The 17,674-nt window shown below is 62.4% G+C and carries 17 protein-coding genes and 2 pseudogenes; 5 read left to right on the forward strand and 14 right to left on the reverse strand.

What is annotated here, in order from left to right; all coding sequences use genetic code 11:
* Positions 1 to 26: 26 nt before the first annotated feature.
* Both ACTJJX_RS29810 and ACTJJX_RS29815 read left to right on the forward strand, forming a co-directional pair.
* On the forward strand, positions 27 to 575 hold the full coding sequence (locus ACTJJX_RS29810) for an RNA 2'-phosphotransferase (RefSeq protein ID WP_003104297.1): 549 nt from the start codon (positions 27 to 29) through the stop codon (positions 573 to 575).
* Positions 576 to 783: 208 nt separating this feature from the next.
* Positions 784 to 1,212 carry a cupin domain-containing protein gene (locus ACTJJX_RS29815; RefSeq protein WP_003083588.1) on the forward strand — a complete coding sequence of 143 codons (429 nt, stop codon included), beginning with the start codon at positions 784 to 786 and terminating at the stop codon, positions 1,210 to 1,212.
* A 52-nt stretch (positions 1,213 to 1,264) separates the two neighbouring features.
* Here the strand turns inward: ACTJJX_RS29815 and asnB are convergent, their stop codons facing one another.
* The 3 genes from asnB to ACTJJX_RS29830 all read right to left on the reverse strand — a co-directional run bounded on the left by asnB (position 1,265) and on the right by ACTJJX_RS29830 (position 4,062).
* Positions 1,265 to 3,097, reverse strand: coding sequence for an asparagine synthase (glutamine-hydrolyzing) (gene asnB, locus ACTJJX_RS29820; RefSeq protein ID WP_003104299.1), 1,833 nt, complete (start codon positions 3,095 to 3,097; stop codon positions 1,265 to 1,267).
* A 625-nt stretch (positions 3,098 to 3,722) separates the two neighbouring features.
* The gene (locus tag ACTJJX_RS29825) at positions 3,723 to 3,860 is read right to left on the reverse strand and encodes a PA0050 family protein (RefSeq protein WP_003083584.1); all 138 of its coding nucleotides are present in this window, start codon (positions 3,858 to 3,860) and stop codon (positions 3,723 to 3,725) included.
* A gap of 61 nt (positions 3,861 to 3,921) precedes the next feature.
* Positions 3,922 to 4,062, reverse strand: a complete 141-nt coding sequence (locus ACTJJX_RS29830; RefSeq protein ID WP_003083582.1) for a PA0050 family protein — start codon at positions 4,060 to 4,062, stop codon at positions 3,922 to 3,924.
* A 609-nt stretch (positions 4,063 to 4,671) separates the two neighbouring features.
* Between ACTJJX_RS29830 and ACTJJX_RS29835 the strand changes: the two genes are divergently transcribed.
* Together ACTJJX_RS29835 and ACTJJX_RS29840 are read left to right on the forward strand one after the other, a co-directional pair.
* Positions 4,672 to 6,333 (forward strand): hypothetical protein, encoded by a 1,662-nt coding sequence (locus ACTJJX_RS29835; RefSeq protein WP_003104301.1) that lies wholly within the window; start codon positions 4,672 to 4,674, stop codon positions 6,331 to 6,333.
* Between the two features lie 281 nt (positions 6,334 to 6,614).
* A complete protein-coding gene (locus ACTJJX_RS29840; protein ID WP_003104304.1) occupies positions 6,615 to 6,998 on the forward strand; it encodes a helix-turn-helix domain-containing protein in 384 nt (127 codons plus the stop codon).
* 14 nt (positions 6,999 to 7,012) lie between these two features.
* Here ACTJJX_RS29840 and ACTJJX_RS29845 read toward each other — a convergent pair whose 3' ends face one another.
* The 4 genes from ACTJJX_RS29845 to exoT form a co-directional block, all read right to left on the reverse strand.
* On the reverse strand, positions 7,013 to 7,678 hold the full coding sequence (locus ACTJJX_RS29845) for a DUF799 domain-containing protein (RefSeq protein ID WP_003083573.1): 666 nt from the start codon (positions 7,676 to 7,678) through the stop codon (positions 7,013 to 7,015).
* A complete protein-coding gene (locus tag ACTJJX_RS29850) occupies positions 7,675 to 8,028 on the reverse strand; it encodes a DUF4810 domain-containing protein (RefSeq protein WP_003083569.1) in 354 nt (117 codons plus the stop codon). Before ACTJJX_RS29850 ends, ACTJJX_RS29845 begins: the two co-directional genes overlap by 4 nt.
* Positions 8,029 to 8,058: 30 nt before the next feature.
* Positions 8,059 to 8,745, reverse strand: a complete 687-nt coding sequence (locus tag ACTJJX_RS29855) for a CsgG/HfaB family protein (protein ID WP_003111706.1) — start codon at positions 8,743 to 8,745, stop codon at positions 8,059 to 8,061.
* Positions 8,746 to 9,240: 495 nt separating this feature from the next.
* Positions 9,241 to 10,614 carry a T3SS effector bifunctional cytotoxin exoenzyme T gene (gene exoT / locus ACTJJX_RS29860; protein WP_003118558.1) on the reverse strand — a complete coding sequence of 458 codons (1,374 nt, stop codon included), beginning with the start codon at positions 10,612 to 10,614 and terminating at the stop codon, positions 9,241 to 9,243.
* A gap of 163 nt (positions 10,615 to 10,777) precedes the next feature.
* Between exoT and ACTJJX_RS29865 the strand changes: the two genes are divergently transcribed.
* Positions 10,778 to 12,187 carry an MgtC/SapB family protein gene (locus ACTJJX_RS29865; protein WP_003122278.1) on the forward strand — a complete coding sequence of 470 codons (1,410 nt, stop codon included), beginning with the start codon at positions 10,778 to 10,780 and terminating at the stop codon, positions 12,185 to 12,187.
* Between the two features lie 264 nt (positions 12,188 to 12,451).
* On the opposite strand, the gene ACTJJX_RS29870 is transcribed toward ACTJJX_RS29865, so the two are convergent.
* The 7 genes and pseudogenes from ACTJJX_RS29870 to ACTJJX_RS29900 form a co-directional block, all read right to left on the reverse strand.
* Complete coding sequence (locus tag ACTJJX_RS29870; protein WP_003083536.1) at positions 12,452 to 12,847, reverse strand: hypothetical protein; 396 nt, start codon at positions 12,845 to 12,847, stop codon at positions 12,452 to 12,454.
* 180 nt (positions 12,848 to 13,027) lie between these two features.
* Positions 13,028 to 13,224, reverse strand: a pseudogene (locus tag ACTJJX_RS29875) (transposase); the annotation flags it as partial.
* Between the two features lie 49 nt (positions 13,225 to 13,273).
* The gene (locus ACTJJX_RS29880) at positions 13,274 to 13,522 is read right to left on the reverse strand and encodes a hypothetical protein (RefSeq protein ID WP_123789209.1); all 249 of its coding nucleotides are present in this window, start codon (positions 13,520 to 13,522) and stop codon (positions 13,274 to 13,276) included.
* 327 nt (positions 13,523 to 13,849) lie between these two features.
* Positions 13,850 to 14,383, reverse strand: coding sequence for a hypothetical protein (locus ACTJJX_RS29885; protein WP_169311240.1), 534 nt, complete (start codon positions 14,381 to 14,383; stop codon positions 13,850 to 13,852).
* 171 nt (positions 14,384 to 14,554) lie between these two features.
* A pseudogene (locus tag ACTJJX_RS29890) lies at positions 14,555 to 14,964 on the reverse strand (transposase); the annotation flags it as partial.
* A 230-nt stretch (positions 14,965 to 15,194) separates the two neighbouring features.
* A complete protein-coding gene (locus ACTJJX_RS29895) occupies positions 15,195 to 15,512 on the reverse strand; it encodes a hypothetical protein (RefSeq protein WP_019485604.1) in 318 nt (105 codons plus the stop codon).
* The coding region (locus ACTJJX_RS29900; protein WP_049317953.1) for a DUF637 domain-containing protein at positions 15,509 to 17,674 on the reverse strand (2,166 nt) is incomplete at its 5' end. The genes ACTJJX_RS29895 and ACTJJX_RS29900, both read right to left, overlap by 4 nt.

Consider the following 17,674-nt stretch of genomic DNA (forward strand, 5'->3'; position numbering starts at 1 on the left):
GGGATGGCACGCACAAGGACCATGGAATGGATCGGAAAACCCTCGACGACACCAGCAAGTTCCTCAGCTATGTCCTTCGCCACCAGCCCGAGGCCATCGGCCTGACGCTGGACGGCGAAGGCTGGGCCGACATCGACGCCCTGATCGCCGGCGCGGCGCGGGACGGCCGCGCCCTCGACCGCGTGCTGCTCGGCGCGGTGGTCGAGAACAACGACAAGAAGCGCTTCGCCCTCTCCGCCGATGGCCAGCGCATCCGCGCCGTGCAAGGCCACTCGCATGCCGCGGTGGCCATCGCCTACGCCCCCGCGGTCCCGCCCGCAGTGCTCTACCACGGCACCGCCAGCCGCTTCCTCGACTCCATCCGCGAGCGCGGCCTGGTTCCCGGCAGCCGCCACCACGTCCATCTCTCCGCCCGCCGCGCCACCGCCCTGGAAGTCGGCCGCCGCTACGGCAGCCCGGTTCTGCTGGAAATCGACGCGCGCGACATGCATCTGGCCGGGCACCTATTCCACCAGGCGGAGAACGGCGTCTGGCTGACCGAGCGGGTACCCGTGCGGTTCATCCGCGAGGCTTGAGAAGGCATCGCCTCTCATCGGGAAGTCGTAGGGCGCATAACGCGCAGCGTTATCCGCCGATGCGCCGAGGCTAAAAGGAGAAAGCCGCCGCCTGCGATGAACCAACCGCCTCCTTGATGGCCCGCTGCCGCCTAGCAGAAGCGGCAGTGGAGCAGGCGGTGAAAGCCGGCTTGACTGAGGAAAAACACCGACAAGCGCAGGACGCCCGATGGACCTTCGCCCCAGCCACGTGCATGTGTTCCCACCCAGCCGCGACCTCCCGGCCGCAACCAGTCCGCACCGCGAAACCCTGCTGCGCAGCGGCTGCGCCTGGAACGGCTCGCTCTACCTCGGCTATCCCCTTGGCCAGCCGCAGCTCACCGTGCAGCGCCTGAGCCTGGCCGCCCACGAACGCCTGGACTGGCAGGTCCATCCGATGCCCAGCGCGCTTTACGTGCTCAAGGGCGAACTGCGCCTGGAGACCCGCGACGGAGCCCAGAGCACGCGGGTGCTGGAAGGCGAGGCGGCGGGTTGCCTGATGAACATCATCCATCGCCTGATAGCCGGGGCCGAACCGGTGGAAGCCCTGCTGTTCCATGCCGGCGTGGAAGGCATGCCGGTGGGGCTCGGCGAACGCGGCGAAATGCCCGACGCCTGAAGACGCCGGCGGGCCGGACAGCAGCCCGAACCCGCCACGCCCCGCGTCACGCTCAGGCGGAGAGCCCGTACAACCTGAGCCAGCCTTCCAGCGCCAGTGCGGTCTCCAGGTTGTGGCGGCTCACCTGGGTGTTGAAGTACCCCTCCGGATGCTCCAGTTCGGCGGCCAGGAACTCTCGCGAAACGATGCCGAACACCGGGTTCGCCGCGTCCTCCAGCAGGCGCCGCACGCTCCCGCGCAGGAAACGCTCGTAGCCGAGGTTGGCAGAAGTCGGATAAGGGCTCTTGCGGCGCTTGAGCACGGCTTCCGGGACATAGTCGGCGCAGGCCCGCTTGAGCAGCCACTTCTCCTCGCCGTCCCGGCTCTTGATCGACCAGGGCACGTTGTAGACGTACTCCACCAGCTCATGGTCGGTGTAGGGCACCCGCACCTCCAGGCCGTTGCACATGCTCAGGCGATCCTTGCGTTCGAGCAGCAGCACCATCCAGCGCTTCAGATGCAGGTGGCTGAACTCGCGCATCCGCCGCTCCTCCGGGCTGTCGCCGGCCAGGTGTTCGACCTGGCGCAGCCCATCGTCGTAGCTGGCCTGCTGGTACTGGAGGAGATCGCAGCGGCGGTTGAAACCGGCGTCGATGAAGCCGGCCGGCAGGCGCACCCTGGAGGCCCAGGGGAAGCGCGCCGCAGCCACCGCCTGCGGATCGCGGAACCAGCCGTAGCCACCGAACAGCTCATCGGCGCCTTCACCGGAGATGGCCACCGTGGAATGCCGGCGGATCTCGCCGAACATCAGGTGCAGCGAGGTATCCATGTCGCCGAAGGTGGAAGGTACGTCCTTGGCCCGGAATACCTCTTCGCGCGCTCGTTCGCAGACCAGTTCGGCATTGTCGATGAGCACGGTGCGATGACGGCTGCCGATGTACTGCGCGGCCAGCAGGGCGAACGGCTGGTCCTGGTCGGGACGCAGGTCGTCGCTGCGGAACTGCTCGGCCTGGCCGACGAAGTCCACCGAGAACGAATTGATGTCGCCGCCGTGCTCCGCCTTCGCGATGCGCTGGGCGATGCCGGTCAGGGCGGTCGAATCGAGCCCACCCGATAGCAGCGAACACACCGGAACGTCGGCGTGCAATTGCGCCCCCAGGGCGCGGGTGACCAGTTCGCGGGTGCGCTGCACGGTGCTCTGCAGGTCGTCGGCATGCTCCTGGCGGCGTACCTCCCAATAGCGGCGCAACTTCGCCTGGGAATTGGGACGCCAGGACAGCAGGTGGCCGGGCAGCAGTTCCTGGACCTCGCGGAACGGCGTCTGCGAAGTGCCCCGGGACAGCGTCAGGAGGTCGACCAGGCCGACCGCGTCGAGCCTGGCGGCGAATTCCGGATGCGCCAGGATGGACTTGATCTCCGAGCCGAACAGCAGTCCCTCGCGGTGCCGCGCGTAATACAGCGGCTTGATGCCCAGGCGGTCGCGCACCAGCAGCAGGTGGCCGTCGCGGCCATCGAAGACGGCGAAGGCGAACATCCCGGTCAGGTACTCGCAACAACGCTCGCCCCATTGCAGATAGGCGTGCAGGACCACCTCGGTATCGCTGCGGGTGCGGAACTCATGTCCGGCCCGGCGCAACCGCTCGCGCAGGGCATCGTGGTTGTACACCTCGCCGGTGTAGACGAGGGTGACCTCCTGGCCGGTGGGAAAGCGATAGGACATCGGCTGCACGCCGCCGCTGAGGTCGATGACCGCCAGCCGCCGGTGACCCAGCAGGGCGTTGCGGTGCTTCCAGATGCCCTCGGCATCCGGCCCGCGCAAGGCGAGCGTATCGGTCATGGCGAAGATCGCCGGAAATTCGTCGTCGAGCTTGCGCGTGTAATCCACCCAACCCGCGAGACCGCACATAGGGAAACTCCTCTAATTGATGTTTATCGGGAAACTCATCCAGAGAACATGCTGAAAACATCCGTGCGGCCGGACAGATTTCCGGCGTACGAATGCTTCGCCCAAGGCGGTCGATGTATGAACTTTTCGAGGACCTGAAGATAAGCAGTTTCGGCAGGCCTGCGCCCAAGGAAGGCCAATGATAGAACAGGAAAAAACGTGGCCGAGTTAATTAATATCTATCTAAATCTGGTAGCTGTTTTTAAAAAAACAAAGGAAAAACAATAATCTACAAAATTAATGAAATATCCTGAAACATCATTACGCGGCTCTACAACCAGATATTACAGGGTCGTTCACGGCTCTTTCCAAAGACTTAGAAGGCTAATCCAATTAAACTTATAATTGCTTTACGGCAATCATATGAATAGCCAACTAAGCAAATGACTACAACAAACTCAGATCGTACAACTATTGAATATAAGAGTTGTCCATCGACGCTGACTTCGTGGCAACGTTCGACGCGACGATGGACGAGCGGGAAAAGTAGGGCGGCGCGGGGAATGGAGAATTAAAGAAGGCAACTTCGAGCGAGCGATACATCCGGAAGCGGGCCCGCTGCACCGGGCCCGCCAGACGACCTACCTCAAGGGCATTCGCAGGTCGACGGACCGAACACCGGCCCGCTGCACGGGTCCTCGGACGGGCCGAAAACCGGGCACGCGGCCTGGGCGGTAAGAGAGAAGCCACAGAGCAGGAACACAGCCAACAGTACTTTCTTCATTTGCAACCTCCTGGTTGGTAATCGAACGCTCCCTATCCCTGGTCGAGGGTACAGTCGGTCATCACGGGCACTCGCAGACGGTCGGTCCCAGCACCGGGCCCGCGCAGGGATCTTCCCCCGGCCCGAGCACCGCGCAGTCCGCCTGCGCCGTCAGCGAGAACATCCACAGCAGCAGCGAAGCCGCCAGCATCTTCCTTTTCATCTGACCTCCTTGGTCGAAACAGCGATCAACGATCCGTGTCCTTCTCCGAAAACAAGGGCATTTGCCTGCAGAAGGACCGAACGCCCGTCCGCTCGCGGCGCACCGCAAGACTCGCCGGCGAGCCGCCGGACCCCGGAGAGCAAAGACCAGCCCGAGCGAACGCGCCAGTGCGGTGGATTGCCGCAGCGCCAGCGAAAGTACCGGGGCAGGGGGCTTCGGCACCGGTTCGCCATCAACTTTTCCTATCCCCAGCGGCCACATAAATTCGTTGGACGCACCGCGCCGGCGCCTCCAAGAATGCCGCACGGGTGCGAAGTCCGGCCGTGCACCCACCGACGCCCCACAACAGCAAGAACAACGATCGGTGCATCCATGGCAAAGGACCTGACTTTCCCAGACGCCTCCGCGTCGTCCCGCAACCCTCCCTCCGCGCGCCTCCGTCTACCGGCGACACGCGCCCCCTAGCACCGCCCTCCCGTCCGCCACCGCAGCAACCCGCGACGCACCTTGCGTCGGTCCCGGCCCCCGCCGCCGGCGGGCGCCGCTCGCCCGCGCTCCGCCCGCCGCACCGATCGACCCATGAACCGAACAAGAACAGGAGTCCACCCGATGCGCTACGCCCGTCACGCAAGCCGATACTCCCTCTTCACCCTGGCCGTCTCGGCAGCCCTGCTGCCCGGCGCCGGCTGGGCCGCCAACGGCGACCTAGCCGGCGCCCGCAAGCCGCCCAGCGTCGCCTGCTCCTGGAACCGCGAGGCAGCGTTGTCCTACGAGGAGCGCCGGCTCGACACGCCGCTGCCGTTCAGCGGCGCCAACGTCGTCACCCACGACCAGACGCCGCTGGCCGAGCGCATCGTCAAGGGCGCCGGCTTCGACGGCTTCGAACCGGCCTTCGCCAAGCGCCTGTGCGCCGCCGACGGCCGCACCCCGGTCACCAGCTACGCCAAGGCACTGAAGCTGGTCACCGAAGAGGGCCGCGCGCTGTGGCGCGCCGCCGTCGACCGGGCCCAGGGTCGCCGCGCCATTCCCGCCGGCGCGCTGCCGGCCAGCGATGACCGCATGCTCTACTGGACGCGCCTCTACATGACCCGCACCCTGCGCCAGTGGGCGCCATCCTTCCACCTCGGCAAGGCCCAGGCCCAGGCACTGCAATGGCGCTTCGAACGCGCCTCGCGCGGACAGCTGGACATCGACCTGCCACGCCGCTACGCCGCCGACGGCTCGCGCTACCGGCGGATGATCATCAGCGGCTTCGACGTCTTCACCCTGGGCACTCCCGGGACGGCGAACACCGGCCTGCGCAACGGCAACCCCTCGGGCGCCACCGCCCTTGCGCTGGACGGCCGCGAGTTCAGGCTGGCCGACGGCAGCCTGCTGCGTATCGAGGCCTACCTGTTGCCGGTCAGCTACGACCCGTTCAACCGCGGCATGCAGGAAGACACCCTGGGCCCCTGGTTCCGCCCCGGCCCGCGCCGGGTCGACGCCTCCATCACCATCAGCCAGGGCGGCGCCAACCAGTTCTGGCTGGAGGCCTGGAACGGCCGCTTCCACGGCTCCTCCGCCGGCAACGACGGCATCGTCTACTGCCCCGCCGACAGCGCTTTGCCCAACTACGTGCTTCCCCTGGGCAGCGTGACCAATCCCGGCACCGCGCCGATTTCCCTGCGGGGCTCCGGCTGCAATATCAACCCGCCGCGCCGCTGGCTCGGCTACGACAGCGCCAGCCGCTGGCGGCAGAACCTGCCGGCACAGTTCTCCAAGGCCTCGCTGCCGGTCCGCCAGTTGCTCGCCGCCGATACCTGGCGCGGCATCGAGCGGCCGCCGGGCGCTACCAGCCAGGCCACGGAAGGCTTCGACGTCACCTGGCACACCAACTACGACTTCTTCCCCGATTGCGCCAACCCGCGCACCGAAAACGTGCCGACCAACGGGGTGATGAACGCCATGCCCGATCCCTCCCTGGTGCTCCCGCCGAACCGACGGATCTGCGCGCGCAACGGCGGTGGCGGCGACTACCTGTCCAACGAGAGCGCCTACCGCAACACGGTGCTGCGCGACGCGTTCCGCCTGGAGATTCCCGCCGGGCACATCCATGTCCCGGTGATGAACAACTACTACACCGGCGTACCGGCGAGCGGCGGCGGCGCGCGCAACGACAACGCCATCAGCGACGCCCGCTACGAGGCCTACCGCAGCGCCATCGTGGCGCAGACCCGGGCGCTGCTGGTGGGCGTCGGCAACGCCCTGGCGCAGGGGGCGCAAGCGGACTAGTCCTCGCCAGGCGCAAGGCCCTCGCGTCCTATCGCTTCGCCGCGGAGCCAAACTGCCGCCGACGCAGGCCAACGGGACGGTAGCCCGTCGCTTCAGCCTCTACTGAATCGAAAAAGACGGCACGCGGGGAAACCTCGGACTCACGACCCGGAGCTTTCCCAGGCCCGCGCCGGAACGGTAGGGCAGAGTCGAAGAGTGCGAACGCCGATGATGGAGACAACCGCCATCGCCCGCATCACCGGGGCGGTGGCAAGGATTTCCCCTGACTTGGAGAGTTTTCCATGAGCTTCGCGCAGAATCTCCTACGCCTACGCCAGCAGAACGCCCTGACCCAACGGCAGATGGCCGAGCGATTGGGCGTCACCGTGAGCCAGTTGCGGCACTTCGAAACCAAGGGCGGGCACCCGTCGCTGGTGGTGCTGCAAACCATCGCCGGACGTTTCGCGGTGCCCCTCGACTGGCTGGTCTGCGAGCGCAGCGAGCGGCAGGCGCTACCGGAAGACCTGCGCCTGCAGTTCGAGGCCATCGGCCGCCTGCGGCTGGACGAGCGGCGCGCCATCCGGGCGTTGCTCGACGACCTGATCCGCCAGTACATGGCCAAGCGCAACGCAGCGGCCAAGCCCCTCCCGGCGGCTTGCGCCGAGGCCACGGAGACGTCCCCGTAGCCCCGGCGCACGGCTCAGTCGCTGCCGTACCTCGGCGAGCGCGGGCCGTACAACAGTCCGCCCGGCTGGCCGGCCGAGAGCAGGCGCGCACTGGTCATCCCGGCGATCGGATAACCGGCGTCCTCCACCGAACTGTTGATGATCTGCTTGACCGCCGCGGTGATCAGCATGCCCACCAGGCCGCCGTTGTTGCCGCCGTTGCCTTCCTCGCTGGAGGCGGTCGCCGAGCCGGTCCACAGGGTGGTGCCGGATCGCAGGTCGACCAGCTTGGCGCTGGCGGTGACGATGGTCGCGCTGCTGATCACCATGTAGCGCGTGCCGTAGTCGCTCACCGTGACGTACAGCGCCGCGTCGGCGCCATAGATCTCGCGCAGCTTGGCCGGGGACACCTGGTGCACGTCGCCGGCGCTGGTCAGGCCGTTCTGGCGGAAGGTCTCGTCGGCCAGCGCCACCGGCACCACGTAGTAGCCGGCCTCGGCCAGCGGGAAGGTGACCTGCGAGAGCATGCTGTAGGTCGCCTTCACGTCGGGCGACTCGTTCAGCGGCGGCAGGACCAGGATCGAGCGCGGCTTGGCCTGCTTGAACGCCGAGTAATCGACGCTCTTGGTCGGCGCGCAGCCGCCGAGCAGGGCCAGCAGGGTGAAACCGGCCACCAGGCCGGACAGTCGGGCGAGTTTCAACGGGCACCTCCACGGGCGTTGTTCAGGAGGAAGTCCATGTAGGTCGCCGACTCGGGAAACAGCGCCTTCTCGGTCTCGAACTCGCGGACCATCTGGTCGTCCTTGCCGATGCTGGAATAGAGCAGCCCCAGCTGGGCGTGGTAGCCCGGCGGCACCGCGCCGTTCTTCGCCCGGATCTTCTCGAGGTCGGCTTCCAGCGCCTGCGCCTGGGCCTCCTTGGATTCACCCTTGAAGTATTCGTGGACCTGGGCCTGGTAGCCCTCCCACTGGTACAGCGTCTTCGGTCCGCTGCACCCGGCCAGCGCCATGCTCCCCAGCAGCGCCGCCGTCCATGTGATCGTCTTGCTCATGTGTGCCGTGATTCCCTGGTTTCTGGTGGATTATTGGTTCTGTGGCTTCCAGGCCCCGCTATCGACCGCGTTGACCAACTTGTTCACCGCCTCGCGCATGGCCAGGTCGAGAACCTTGCCGTTGAGGGTCGAGTCGTAGCTGGCGGTGCCGCCGAAGCCGATCACCTCGCGGTTGGACAGGGCGTACTCGCCAGCGCCCTGGGTCGAATAGACGACCTCCGAGGTAGAGATGTTGACGATGTTCAGCGCCACCTTGGCGTAGGCGATCTGCGACTTGCCGCGGCCAAGGATGCCGAACAGCTGGCGGTCGCCGACTTCCTTGCGGCCGAACTCGGTGACATCGCCGGTCACCACGTAGTCGGCACCCTTCAGGCGCTGGGCCTGGCCCTTGATCGCCGCTTCCTGCTGGATCTCGCTCATGTTGTCGCGGTCCAGCACGTTGAAGCGATTGGTCTGCTGCAGGTGGGTGATGAGAATGGTCTTGGCCTGGCCGCCGAGGCGGTCGACGCCATCGGAAAAGATCCCGCGCATGTAGCTGGAGCGGTTGTCGAACTTGCCTACCGCAATCGGCGAACGCACGCCGCTGTAGGGTCGGTTGACGCTCTCGACCTGCTGTACCGGCAACGCGGTGGAGGTCTCGGTGGCGCAGCCCGCCAGGCCGGCCAGGGTGGCGACGGCGAGGAGCGGCAGTAGTGCTTTCTTGGCGCTGTGACTCATGGGGTTCTCCTGGAAAAAAACGCTATCGACGCGGAGCGGCTTCTAGCCGCCCCGTGTGCGGAAAAGAGGGCGTAGTGAAAATCGAGGAAGGCCAGGCGGCACGGCGGCGCGCCAAGGCGAGGGGCGAAATGGGGTGGCCACGATTTCTTTCCTTGAAATACGAATGCGTCGATCAACCGGCGCTCCCGGCCGGCCTTGGAAATCCGAAAGAATCGTGCGGGAAGCGATGCACGAACCGTATGAGCCATCAATAGGCCATCTCGGTGGGCGGCAAAGTTACCACAGTTATTCCGATCGTTTCGTTATGCAGGAAGCATACTCGGAGAATTCTGACTGCGTCTCGTTCGCAGGATCGAGGTGGGACGCCGGGCACCGGTGTCCGCCACCAACCGGTGGCAGCCAGGCAGGCCTCCTTGCCGCCCATTGCGCCCGACGCTGTACGGCGCAAATGAAAACGGACACCCCTTGGGAGTGTCCGTCTCTGCCGTCGACCGGTCAGGCCAGGTCGAGGCCGCGCATTCTCAGGCGCAGGTCCTGTTCCTGGGGCTTGCCTGAACGATCCGTCCCGGTTGCCAGGTCCAGGGCATCGAGCAGTCCCTCGCCGTGGCCGCTCCGTTCCCCCAGCGTGGCCTCTTCGAGCACCCGACGGGTCACACCCTGCCCATCCTTGGCGCTGAGCAGTACGCGCATGTCGGTCCCCTTGTCGTAGAGGATCTCCTGCTCATCGCCCTCGATCGATATCTCGCTGACATCGATCCCGGATCTGCCGAACAGGGTGGTTATCGTGCCCTGGCCCGCGAAGCTCCTGGCAACGCTGGGGTCCCGGGAGGTGGAGAGATAGCCGGCGTCGTGGCCGACCTGGCCCTCTTTCACCGCCTCGAAGGCATCCCTGCCCTGGGTGCCGCGGAAGGTCTTCACGACCTGTTCAGCCGGTCCGCTCTTTTCGAACGCGGCAGACATGCCCTGGTCGATCAACGCCTGGCCAGCATCCAGCTCTCGCCCCTGACGCAGGGAACGATTCAGGTGCTGGTACTCGCCGTTGGTATAGAGACCGAGCGCCATCACCTCGGCATCGCTGTACGGCCCGTCCGGGTGTTCGCCTAGGTACTGCTCCGCCTCCAGCCCGAAGTGCTCCACCAGGCCATCCGCCAGCGCCTTGTCGACAGGCTCGCCCTTTACCTCGCTCTCTACCGCGTGGCGCAACAGGGCGACCTTGTCCATTACCGCATGCAGTTGGACGGCGATTTCGCGCAGTTGCTCCGGGCTTGCGCTGAGTACATGCTGGCTGGCGGCACCGCCCGCGGTCCCCCACTGTTGCAGCGCGATCCCCCCAACGCTCTGTTCGAGCAGGCGGGCAGCCTGGGTACGGGAAGCCTCGATCCGGCTGCCATCGCGAATCCCGACCAGGGCGGTGGCCAGCGAGCGCAGGGCGCCGTCGCCGCTGGCCAGGCGCGTGTGATCCTTCGCCAGTCTCTCCGCTGTCAAAGTCGCCAGCTCGCTCGCCTTGCCAAGTCCGCCCAAGGTCAGGGGCAGTGCCTTTTGCAGCATCATCTGCTTGATCTCGGCGGCCGAGAGACTGGCGGCAGGCGGCGCGTCCTGACGGGAGAGCGGCGCCTGGGTGGAGGCGTGGGCACGGCTCCCCAGCAGTTTGCCCAGCCACTCGATGATCGCCACGAAGGGACGCGCGAGGGCGGCCCCCAGGCGGGAGAGCAGGCCCTCGCCCTTCGGTGCTTCCTGGCGCTGGGCCAGTTGTTGCGCCTCCCGGGGAGTGGCCACCTGGCGGGCCTCGACCTGTCCCAGGCGCCCGGCCACGGCCTGGCTCAACTCAGCCACGAAAGACGGGTTCTGCTGAGATGATTGAATATGCATGATGATTGACGTCTCCTGATGTTTCCCCGCCAGTCTAGGAACGAGGCGCCCCTCCGCCTATCAGGATTGGCCGTGGTTTTTTTACTGTTGGCGGCCGTCGGAGCACGCGGAAAGAGAACCGTCAGCGGCCGAAAAACAGCGGACTTTCCCTACGCCAGCTCCCGTGCGCCTACACCGGGGCGGAGAACCCGATGGATATCGGCGGCAGCGACGGGCTCTTGGTGGACGGCGCACCGCCGTGCGGGCGCCTCGGGGTCGTCTGCTGCTATGGTGCGCACAGGCACGTCGCCATCCTCTCTCCCGGCGAATGGAATCGAGCATGACGCTTTCCCTGGATCTGTTGTTGAGCCTGTGCACGGCCCTGGCCATCGGCCTCCTGATCGGCGCCGAGCGCGGCTGGCAGGAGCGCGACCACGAAGATGCGCGGCAGATCGCCGGAATCCGCACCTTCAGCCTGGCCGGCCTGCTCGGCGGCTTCGCCACCCTGCTCGCGGGCGAACTGGGCAGCGCAGTCTGGGTAGCCTTGCTGCTGGCCCTCGCGGCGCTGGCCGTGGCCGGCTACGTGAGCGATGTCAGGCGTGGCGGCGACCAGGGCATGACCACCGAGATCGCCCTGCTGATGACCTTCCTCCTCGGCAGCCTCGCCCTCACCGAACAGCGCCTGCTGGCTGCCGCCGGCGGCATCGTGCTGACCCTGCTGCTGAGCCTCAAGGACAAGCTCCACGCCCTGCTGAAGCGCCTGACCGCCGAGGAGCTATCGGGCACCCTCAAGTTGCTGTTCATTTCCGTGGTCCTGCTGCCGGTGCTGCCCAACCAGGGCTATGGTCCCTGGGCGTTCTTCAATCCCTACCTGACCTGGTGGATGGTGGTGCTGATCGCCGCCCTCGGTTTCTCCGCCTACCTGGCCATCCGCCTGATCGGTTCGCGCAAGGGCCTGTTGCTGACCGCGGTGCTCGGCGGCCTGGTGTCCTCCACGGTGATGACCCTGACCCTGGCGCGCCTGCGCGAGCGCATGCCCGACGCCCTGTTGGCGTGCGCCCTGCTGGCGACCTCGGCGCTGATGTTCCCGCGCATCCTCGTCGAGATCGGCGCGATCCACCCGGCCTTGCTGAAGGAACTGGCCCTGCCATTCGCCGCCACCACCCTCGTCTACCTTGGCGGCACGCTGTTCCACGCCCTGCGCGGCGGCCGCGCCAGCCAGGAGGCACCCGACGAGCCAGGCCTGCGCAACCCCTTCGAACTGCTCCCGGCCCTGCGTTTCGCCGCCCTGCTGAGCGCGATCCTGCTGTTGGTGGAGGTCGGCCGGCGGCTGTTCGGCGACGCCGGCATCTATGCGGTCGCGTTGCTCTCCGGCCTCGCCGACGTCGACGCGATCACCCTGTCCCTGGCCCGCGCGGCGCAGGGCGAACTCGATCCAGGCGTGGCCAGCCGCGGCATCGCCCTTGCCGCCCTGAGCAACAGCCTGGTCAAGGCCGGCCTGGTCGTGCTGGTGGGCGGCAAGCGGCTGGCCCTGCAAACGCTGCCCTTCAGCCTGGCGGGGCTGCTGGTAGGAGCGCTGCTGATCCTGTTGTGAGGCGCCGGGGAAACCCCGGAGCGCCGCTGGACGAACGCGACGGCAACCGCCTGGCGCCCCGCATCAACCTGCGCGGCTACTGGCTGCAACGGCCGGGTTTCGAGGACCGGACCAGGACCCGGGTGAGGCAGGGCGGCCTGGCGATCACGGCGGAGCGAGGGGAGGGGACGCCTCCGCGCTGGACTGAGGCGTCTCTGCGAGGTCGGAGACAAGGCGGTGGCTGGCTGAGCCAATCGCCCTTTGCGGCGTGAAGAGCGCCTGGAACTAGCGGCACTCACCCCGCGCGGTCGCATCGACCACCCTGCCCGAGGCGTCGGCAAAGAACTCGTAGATGCAGGTGTAATAGCCGCTCTGGTTGGCCGTGCCGGTCTTCTGGTTCAGGACCGAGCTGTTGGGCGTATTGCCATGGCCCTGCTCGTAGTAGGTGTAGTCGTAGTCGTGGCTATAGTTCTCGTACTCCTTCCACACGTACTTCTGCCTGGCGGCATCCCCCGTCACACGTTCCGGCTCGCCGAAGCGCTTGATCACGTCCTGGATCGGCAAGCCGATCCAGGATTGCGCATCGCTACGCGCGCGACTGCCATAGGCCTCCATGACGCACCCCGACACGCTGATCGCAAGGGCCGCCAGGGCGGTGAGTCTCAGAGCCAGTACCGGCATATGTGCTTCTCCTTCCATGGCGGCCTGCCTACGCGGCATCCCGCTCCCTTTGCGCGGGTCGGTGTGCTGCGAATGGTAGGGGGCCGGGGCCCGCCCGTTCAACGGGAGACGGCGGTTTCCGGTGTACTAGTACATTGGGGCGCTGTGCGACGGGAGCAGTAGAAAGTAGGGCCGGCAAGCCGCCAGGAGCAGATGGACATGGTTGGTCATCAGACAAATGCGTAGACCTTGATACCGAAGGCATCCTCGAGGTCTTGAGGGTCGGAGAGGTAGCGTTGGTAGTCCTCGTCCTCGGCGAATACCACTTGCCGATTGTGTCCCCGCTGGACCACGTGAAGCGGATAATTCGGTAAAACCACTTGCCCTTGCCTAGGCATCGCGGAGCCTCCTTACGGCGTCTGCGCTGGAGCCTCCTTGCTTAGAAAATTAGAGTAGGAAAATAAATCTGTCCCCTTTATGCTGCAGTTTCAATCCAGCCAAATGGGAGGAAAAATATTCTTTCAACCTTTTAATATCTGCTGAATTTAACTCACAAAAAAAATCCCCACTCAAAAATTTAGGAAAATCTTCGCGCAAATAAACATGAACAGAAAAACCAAAAAAATCACTCCCCATATCTTTGCTTTTTAGAGAGAAAACTATACTTCCTGCCTCAGTCTCTAATCTAGCGATCATGATTACTCTCATATCAAAATGGCAGACTGTCCCATCCTTGGCTACGTGTCATATTCCTTACCTCTTCCTTAGTGAAATTGCGCATAACAATCACAATCCAAGTCCCCCTTCCACAACTAGGTTAATAGTAGAAAAAGGGACGTAGAAAAAGGGACAGATTTATTTTTACTACTCTAGTTTCGGCGACTGCGCCCACGCCGAACCCAAAGCGAATAACTCGCTAAACCATGCGCCCTTACCTAGGCATGTCGCCCCCTTGACGGAGCCTGCGCTGGAGCCTCCGTGTTCAGAAGTTAGGATAGGGAAAATAAAAACTCTTCCTTTATGTTAATAATTAGAAATAAGTTTATCTACGTACTCTTTACGGTATAAACCCAAATCAGCCTGCTCCATCATAAACTCTCTACTAACGAACTCGCCAAAATCAAAATTCGAATATACAGATCTCGTTTCATCCAACATAACCAAAACCCCTATCTCTTCTAAAACCTCTTCATACAGAACCCATGAGACCATATCTGAAAAAGCTACTATTCTACCTACCTCTCCAACTAAAACATGCTCTTCATATAAAGAAAACAGCCTATTCTCTATCTCAGTAAAATTAACTTCAAGCAGATCAACCTCATAAACCGAGGAGATCTCAAATTTATTTTTTTGGGCTACCAAAAAGCAGAAAAATATTTTTTTCGCACCACAATTAACGCTAACAAAAAATAACAATTTTAAAATACTCAAACTATATAGAGCCGATCTCTCAACAAAAAATGCCATCCCTTTCTTTACCTTAACAACATTATCTGGAAGCTTCTTTGAAAAGTCCATCAAACCACATAAAACATGCTGACAGGAACTATTCATATTACACCCCTAAGGATTTTCAAAACGAATCTTTACAGCAATATTTTTCTTATTATTTCCACCTATCTTTAGTTCCGCAGAAGGTAGCCCCGTAGTTTTTGATCTTGAGTAGAACGTGTATGTTTTATCTCCTTTAAATTAGAGTAGGGAAAATAAATCTGTCCCCTTTATGCTCTGCAGCCCATAACTTGACCAGGGATAGGCCGCCACATCGTCCACCATCCGCGCCCGAATAGGGTTCAGTTCGATGTACCGGCAACACGCCAGTTATAGCGACTTTCCCACAACGTTCCGGAACGGCCCTCCAAGCGATTCCGATATCGTGTCGTGCGCGCCGCCAGCGTTTTCATCAGTTGCGCCAAGCCAGACAGCGAATCACCAGGCGCCAAGAGCAGATGGACATGGTTGGTCATCAGGCAAAATGCGTAGACCTTGATACCAAAGGCATCCTTGAGGTCCCGTAGATCGGAGAGGTAACGCTGGTAGTCCTCGTCCTCGGCGAATACCACTTGCCGATTGTGTCCCCGCTGGACCACGTGAAGCGGATAATTCGGTAAAACCACTCGCCCTTGCCTAGGCATCGCGGAGCCTCCTTACGGCGTCTGCACTGGAGCCTCCCTGCTTAGAAAATTAGAGTAGGGAAAATAAATCTGTCCCCTTTATGCTGTTGGCGCAAGATCAACAAACTCTTGCCGTTCGACTAAATGTTTCTGGAACGCGTGGCCATTCGCAACCTCCTCAGACAGGAGCTGAGAATTAAGCCTGCCTTGATTGATAGCACTTTCTGCGCCGGAGCTACCTTTTGCCCCAACTAAATATCAAAAGACTCTCTGCGACGGTATACAACCCTACCCACCTCCGAAAGCCCCGGAAGGCGTTCACGCCCCACGATCAACTCAGACCTGCATCTCAAACTAGAGCCCTGATATGCCGTATATTGGCAAACAACATCCTCAATCTCCTCAACGTCCTCTTCGTTGCTCTCTTCAAGATAAAATCTCAATACCCACTCATCGCCATCCCATAACAATGCAATCATTCTAAAATTGGCAGATATCGCACCTACCAACGCTTGAATTAGCATTAACACTTGAAAATTCCATTCTTCCAACGTTGGCTGGCTACTCATTTGGGACTCCAGTTTGGATTTGTAGGGACAATACTTGGACTCTTTGTGCCCTTGATAATAAATACATTGGTTGCCTGATCAGTTATACCAACACCGAGATTAACGTTAGTTCCAGTAACGCCCTCAAACTTGACTACTGGGAATCCCTGAGCATTTCTCCCTAGGATTTTCACTTGGCCGGTATGGTAGGCATCAAGCACTTTTTGAGCATCAGAGACACTGTTTAAGAAACCACCGCCTCCCCGTGCCTCAAGCTGCTGTGTTCCAGCAATATGGCGAAGCTGCTTCTGGCTTATCTTGGTAGAGACATCAGGAAAATCTTTCAGTGTAAGTATTCCTTTCGGACCATCCGTAACGACGCCCTTGCCTGCCCCTGCCAACCCTCCATCAATGGCCAGCCCAACCTCAACTCCCAATGCAGTCGAACTCGCGGCGTTGTCCCGCACCACGCTGGCACCCTGGCCTTGCATGGTGTGCAAGGCATCCAGATAGCCTTTCATACGGATGTCTTCAGGTAACGAGGCAACCGAGTTCCAAGCGTTCTGGATATCCCGCTCCGCACAGCTTGAACAGGTTAGCGCACCCATCAACCACAAGGCAGTTTTTGAAGGCGCGCTGACGATCCCTTCCAGTGCCAGCCCAAAGCCCGCTTGGCTACCTTCACCTTTGGCATTCAGCACTTCCGCACGGTTCGCGGGGTCCCTCGTATAGCTCGCGGGATTCGCTAGGGCTATGTTTTCCAGAACGCTGGTCAGGGCCTCCTTGTTCTTGAATAGCGCCGTCAGCCCCACCCGCTCGTTGTAGTAGTCAGCCTGGGTCACCTGGAAGAGATTGCTGTCCGGGCCTGTGCCCAGCTCCGTACGCAGATACTGAGCAGCCCGGGCAGCGTTGATGTCTGTGCCGGCCAAGGCCTGGTTCCAGCCATTGTCCACCATCATGGCGGCCGTGCTGAGAAGCTCTTTGCGGGCGGTGTCCTCGCTCAGCCCATTTTCCTGGGCATAACGTTTGACGCGCTCCACATCCGATGCGAATTTGATTTCATCTGGGTGTAGCTGCCGGTTGTACGCCGTCCCGCTTTTGGCGATCTCGGCGCCCAGACTCACATCGCCATTGACCGCACTTGCCGCGGCTACGCCAACGAGTTGCGAGGCCATCAGTTCGAGGTTTTGATCGCCACCTACCATTTTCCCAAGGAGGTTGATCATGGCCTCGTTGGCACCAGCGGCCGCCGCTCCAGTCTTGAAGTCACTGCCGGAGGCTTCGGCCAGCAGACCTCCCATCAGGGCGTGAGCCATGATTTTCGGCGGGCTGCCATCAGGGTATTTGACCGAGTCGCCAATGAAATTGAAACCTACCGCCATTCCCAGGTTGCGCGCCTGACCTGCCATGGCATTACCGAGGTTGTCGATGTAGCTGCCGCCATAGGCGGCCTGCTGCATGACCGATTGAGCAAAGCCTTGGGCAATGCTGTAGGCAGCAAATCCACCGATTCCCTCAACTGTACTGAGCTTGAATCCTTTGGTGACTTTGTTGATGTTGTCACTGGATACGCCGAATGCCTTGTCCAACTGCGGGCTGACGAGATAAGCCGTGGCCGCTGCGATGGCGTACCCTTTCAGACTGTCAGCGCTGGTGGCCTGTTGCAGCCCCTTGCCAAGGTCACCGCCATTGTTGATGGTGCCAATGGCGAGGTTGCTGGCCATTGCGCCATACACCGGGCCGAGGTAAGCAGCTGCAACGATGGCAATGGCCAGTGACGGCGCAGCCCCCAACCCCGAGTTGCTGTACTTCCAGCTATCGTGCACCTCCTGCACCATGCGCCAGTCCACATCCCCGCGCTGCTCGGCCTCCTTCAGCCACGCCAGTTGCGGATCCGCCTGCACCATCGCGTCGATGGTCTGGCTTACGGTCTTCTGGTCGATATGCTTGAGGTCGATCTTCAGCCCTTCCACGGCCTTGATCGCCAGATTCCCCTGGGCCACGATCTGGCTCTGGCGCACGGTTTCGTCGGTCTGGCCCTTGCCCTTCGACGACTGCCACGCCAGGTCGCCCTTGCTCTTCTCGTGGCTTTCCTGGTGCAGATCCTTCACCGCCTCGAAGGTCACCGCGCCGCCGCTGACGATGGCCAGGTCGTTGCCCGATTCCAGCTTCGCGCCCTGGTA

The organism is Pseudomonas sp. 22490, assembly GCF_052044465.1.
Classification (GTDB): Bacteria; Pseudomonadota; Gammaproteobacteria; order Pseudomonadales; family Pseudomonadaceae; genus Pseudomonas; species Pseudomonas aeruginosa.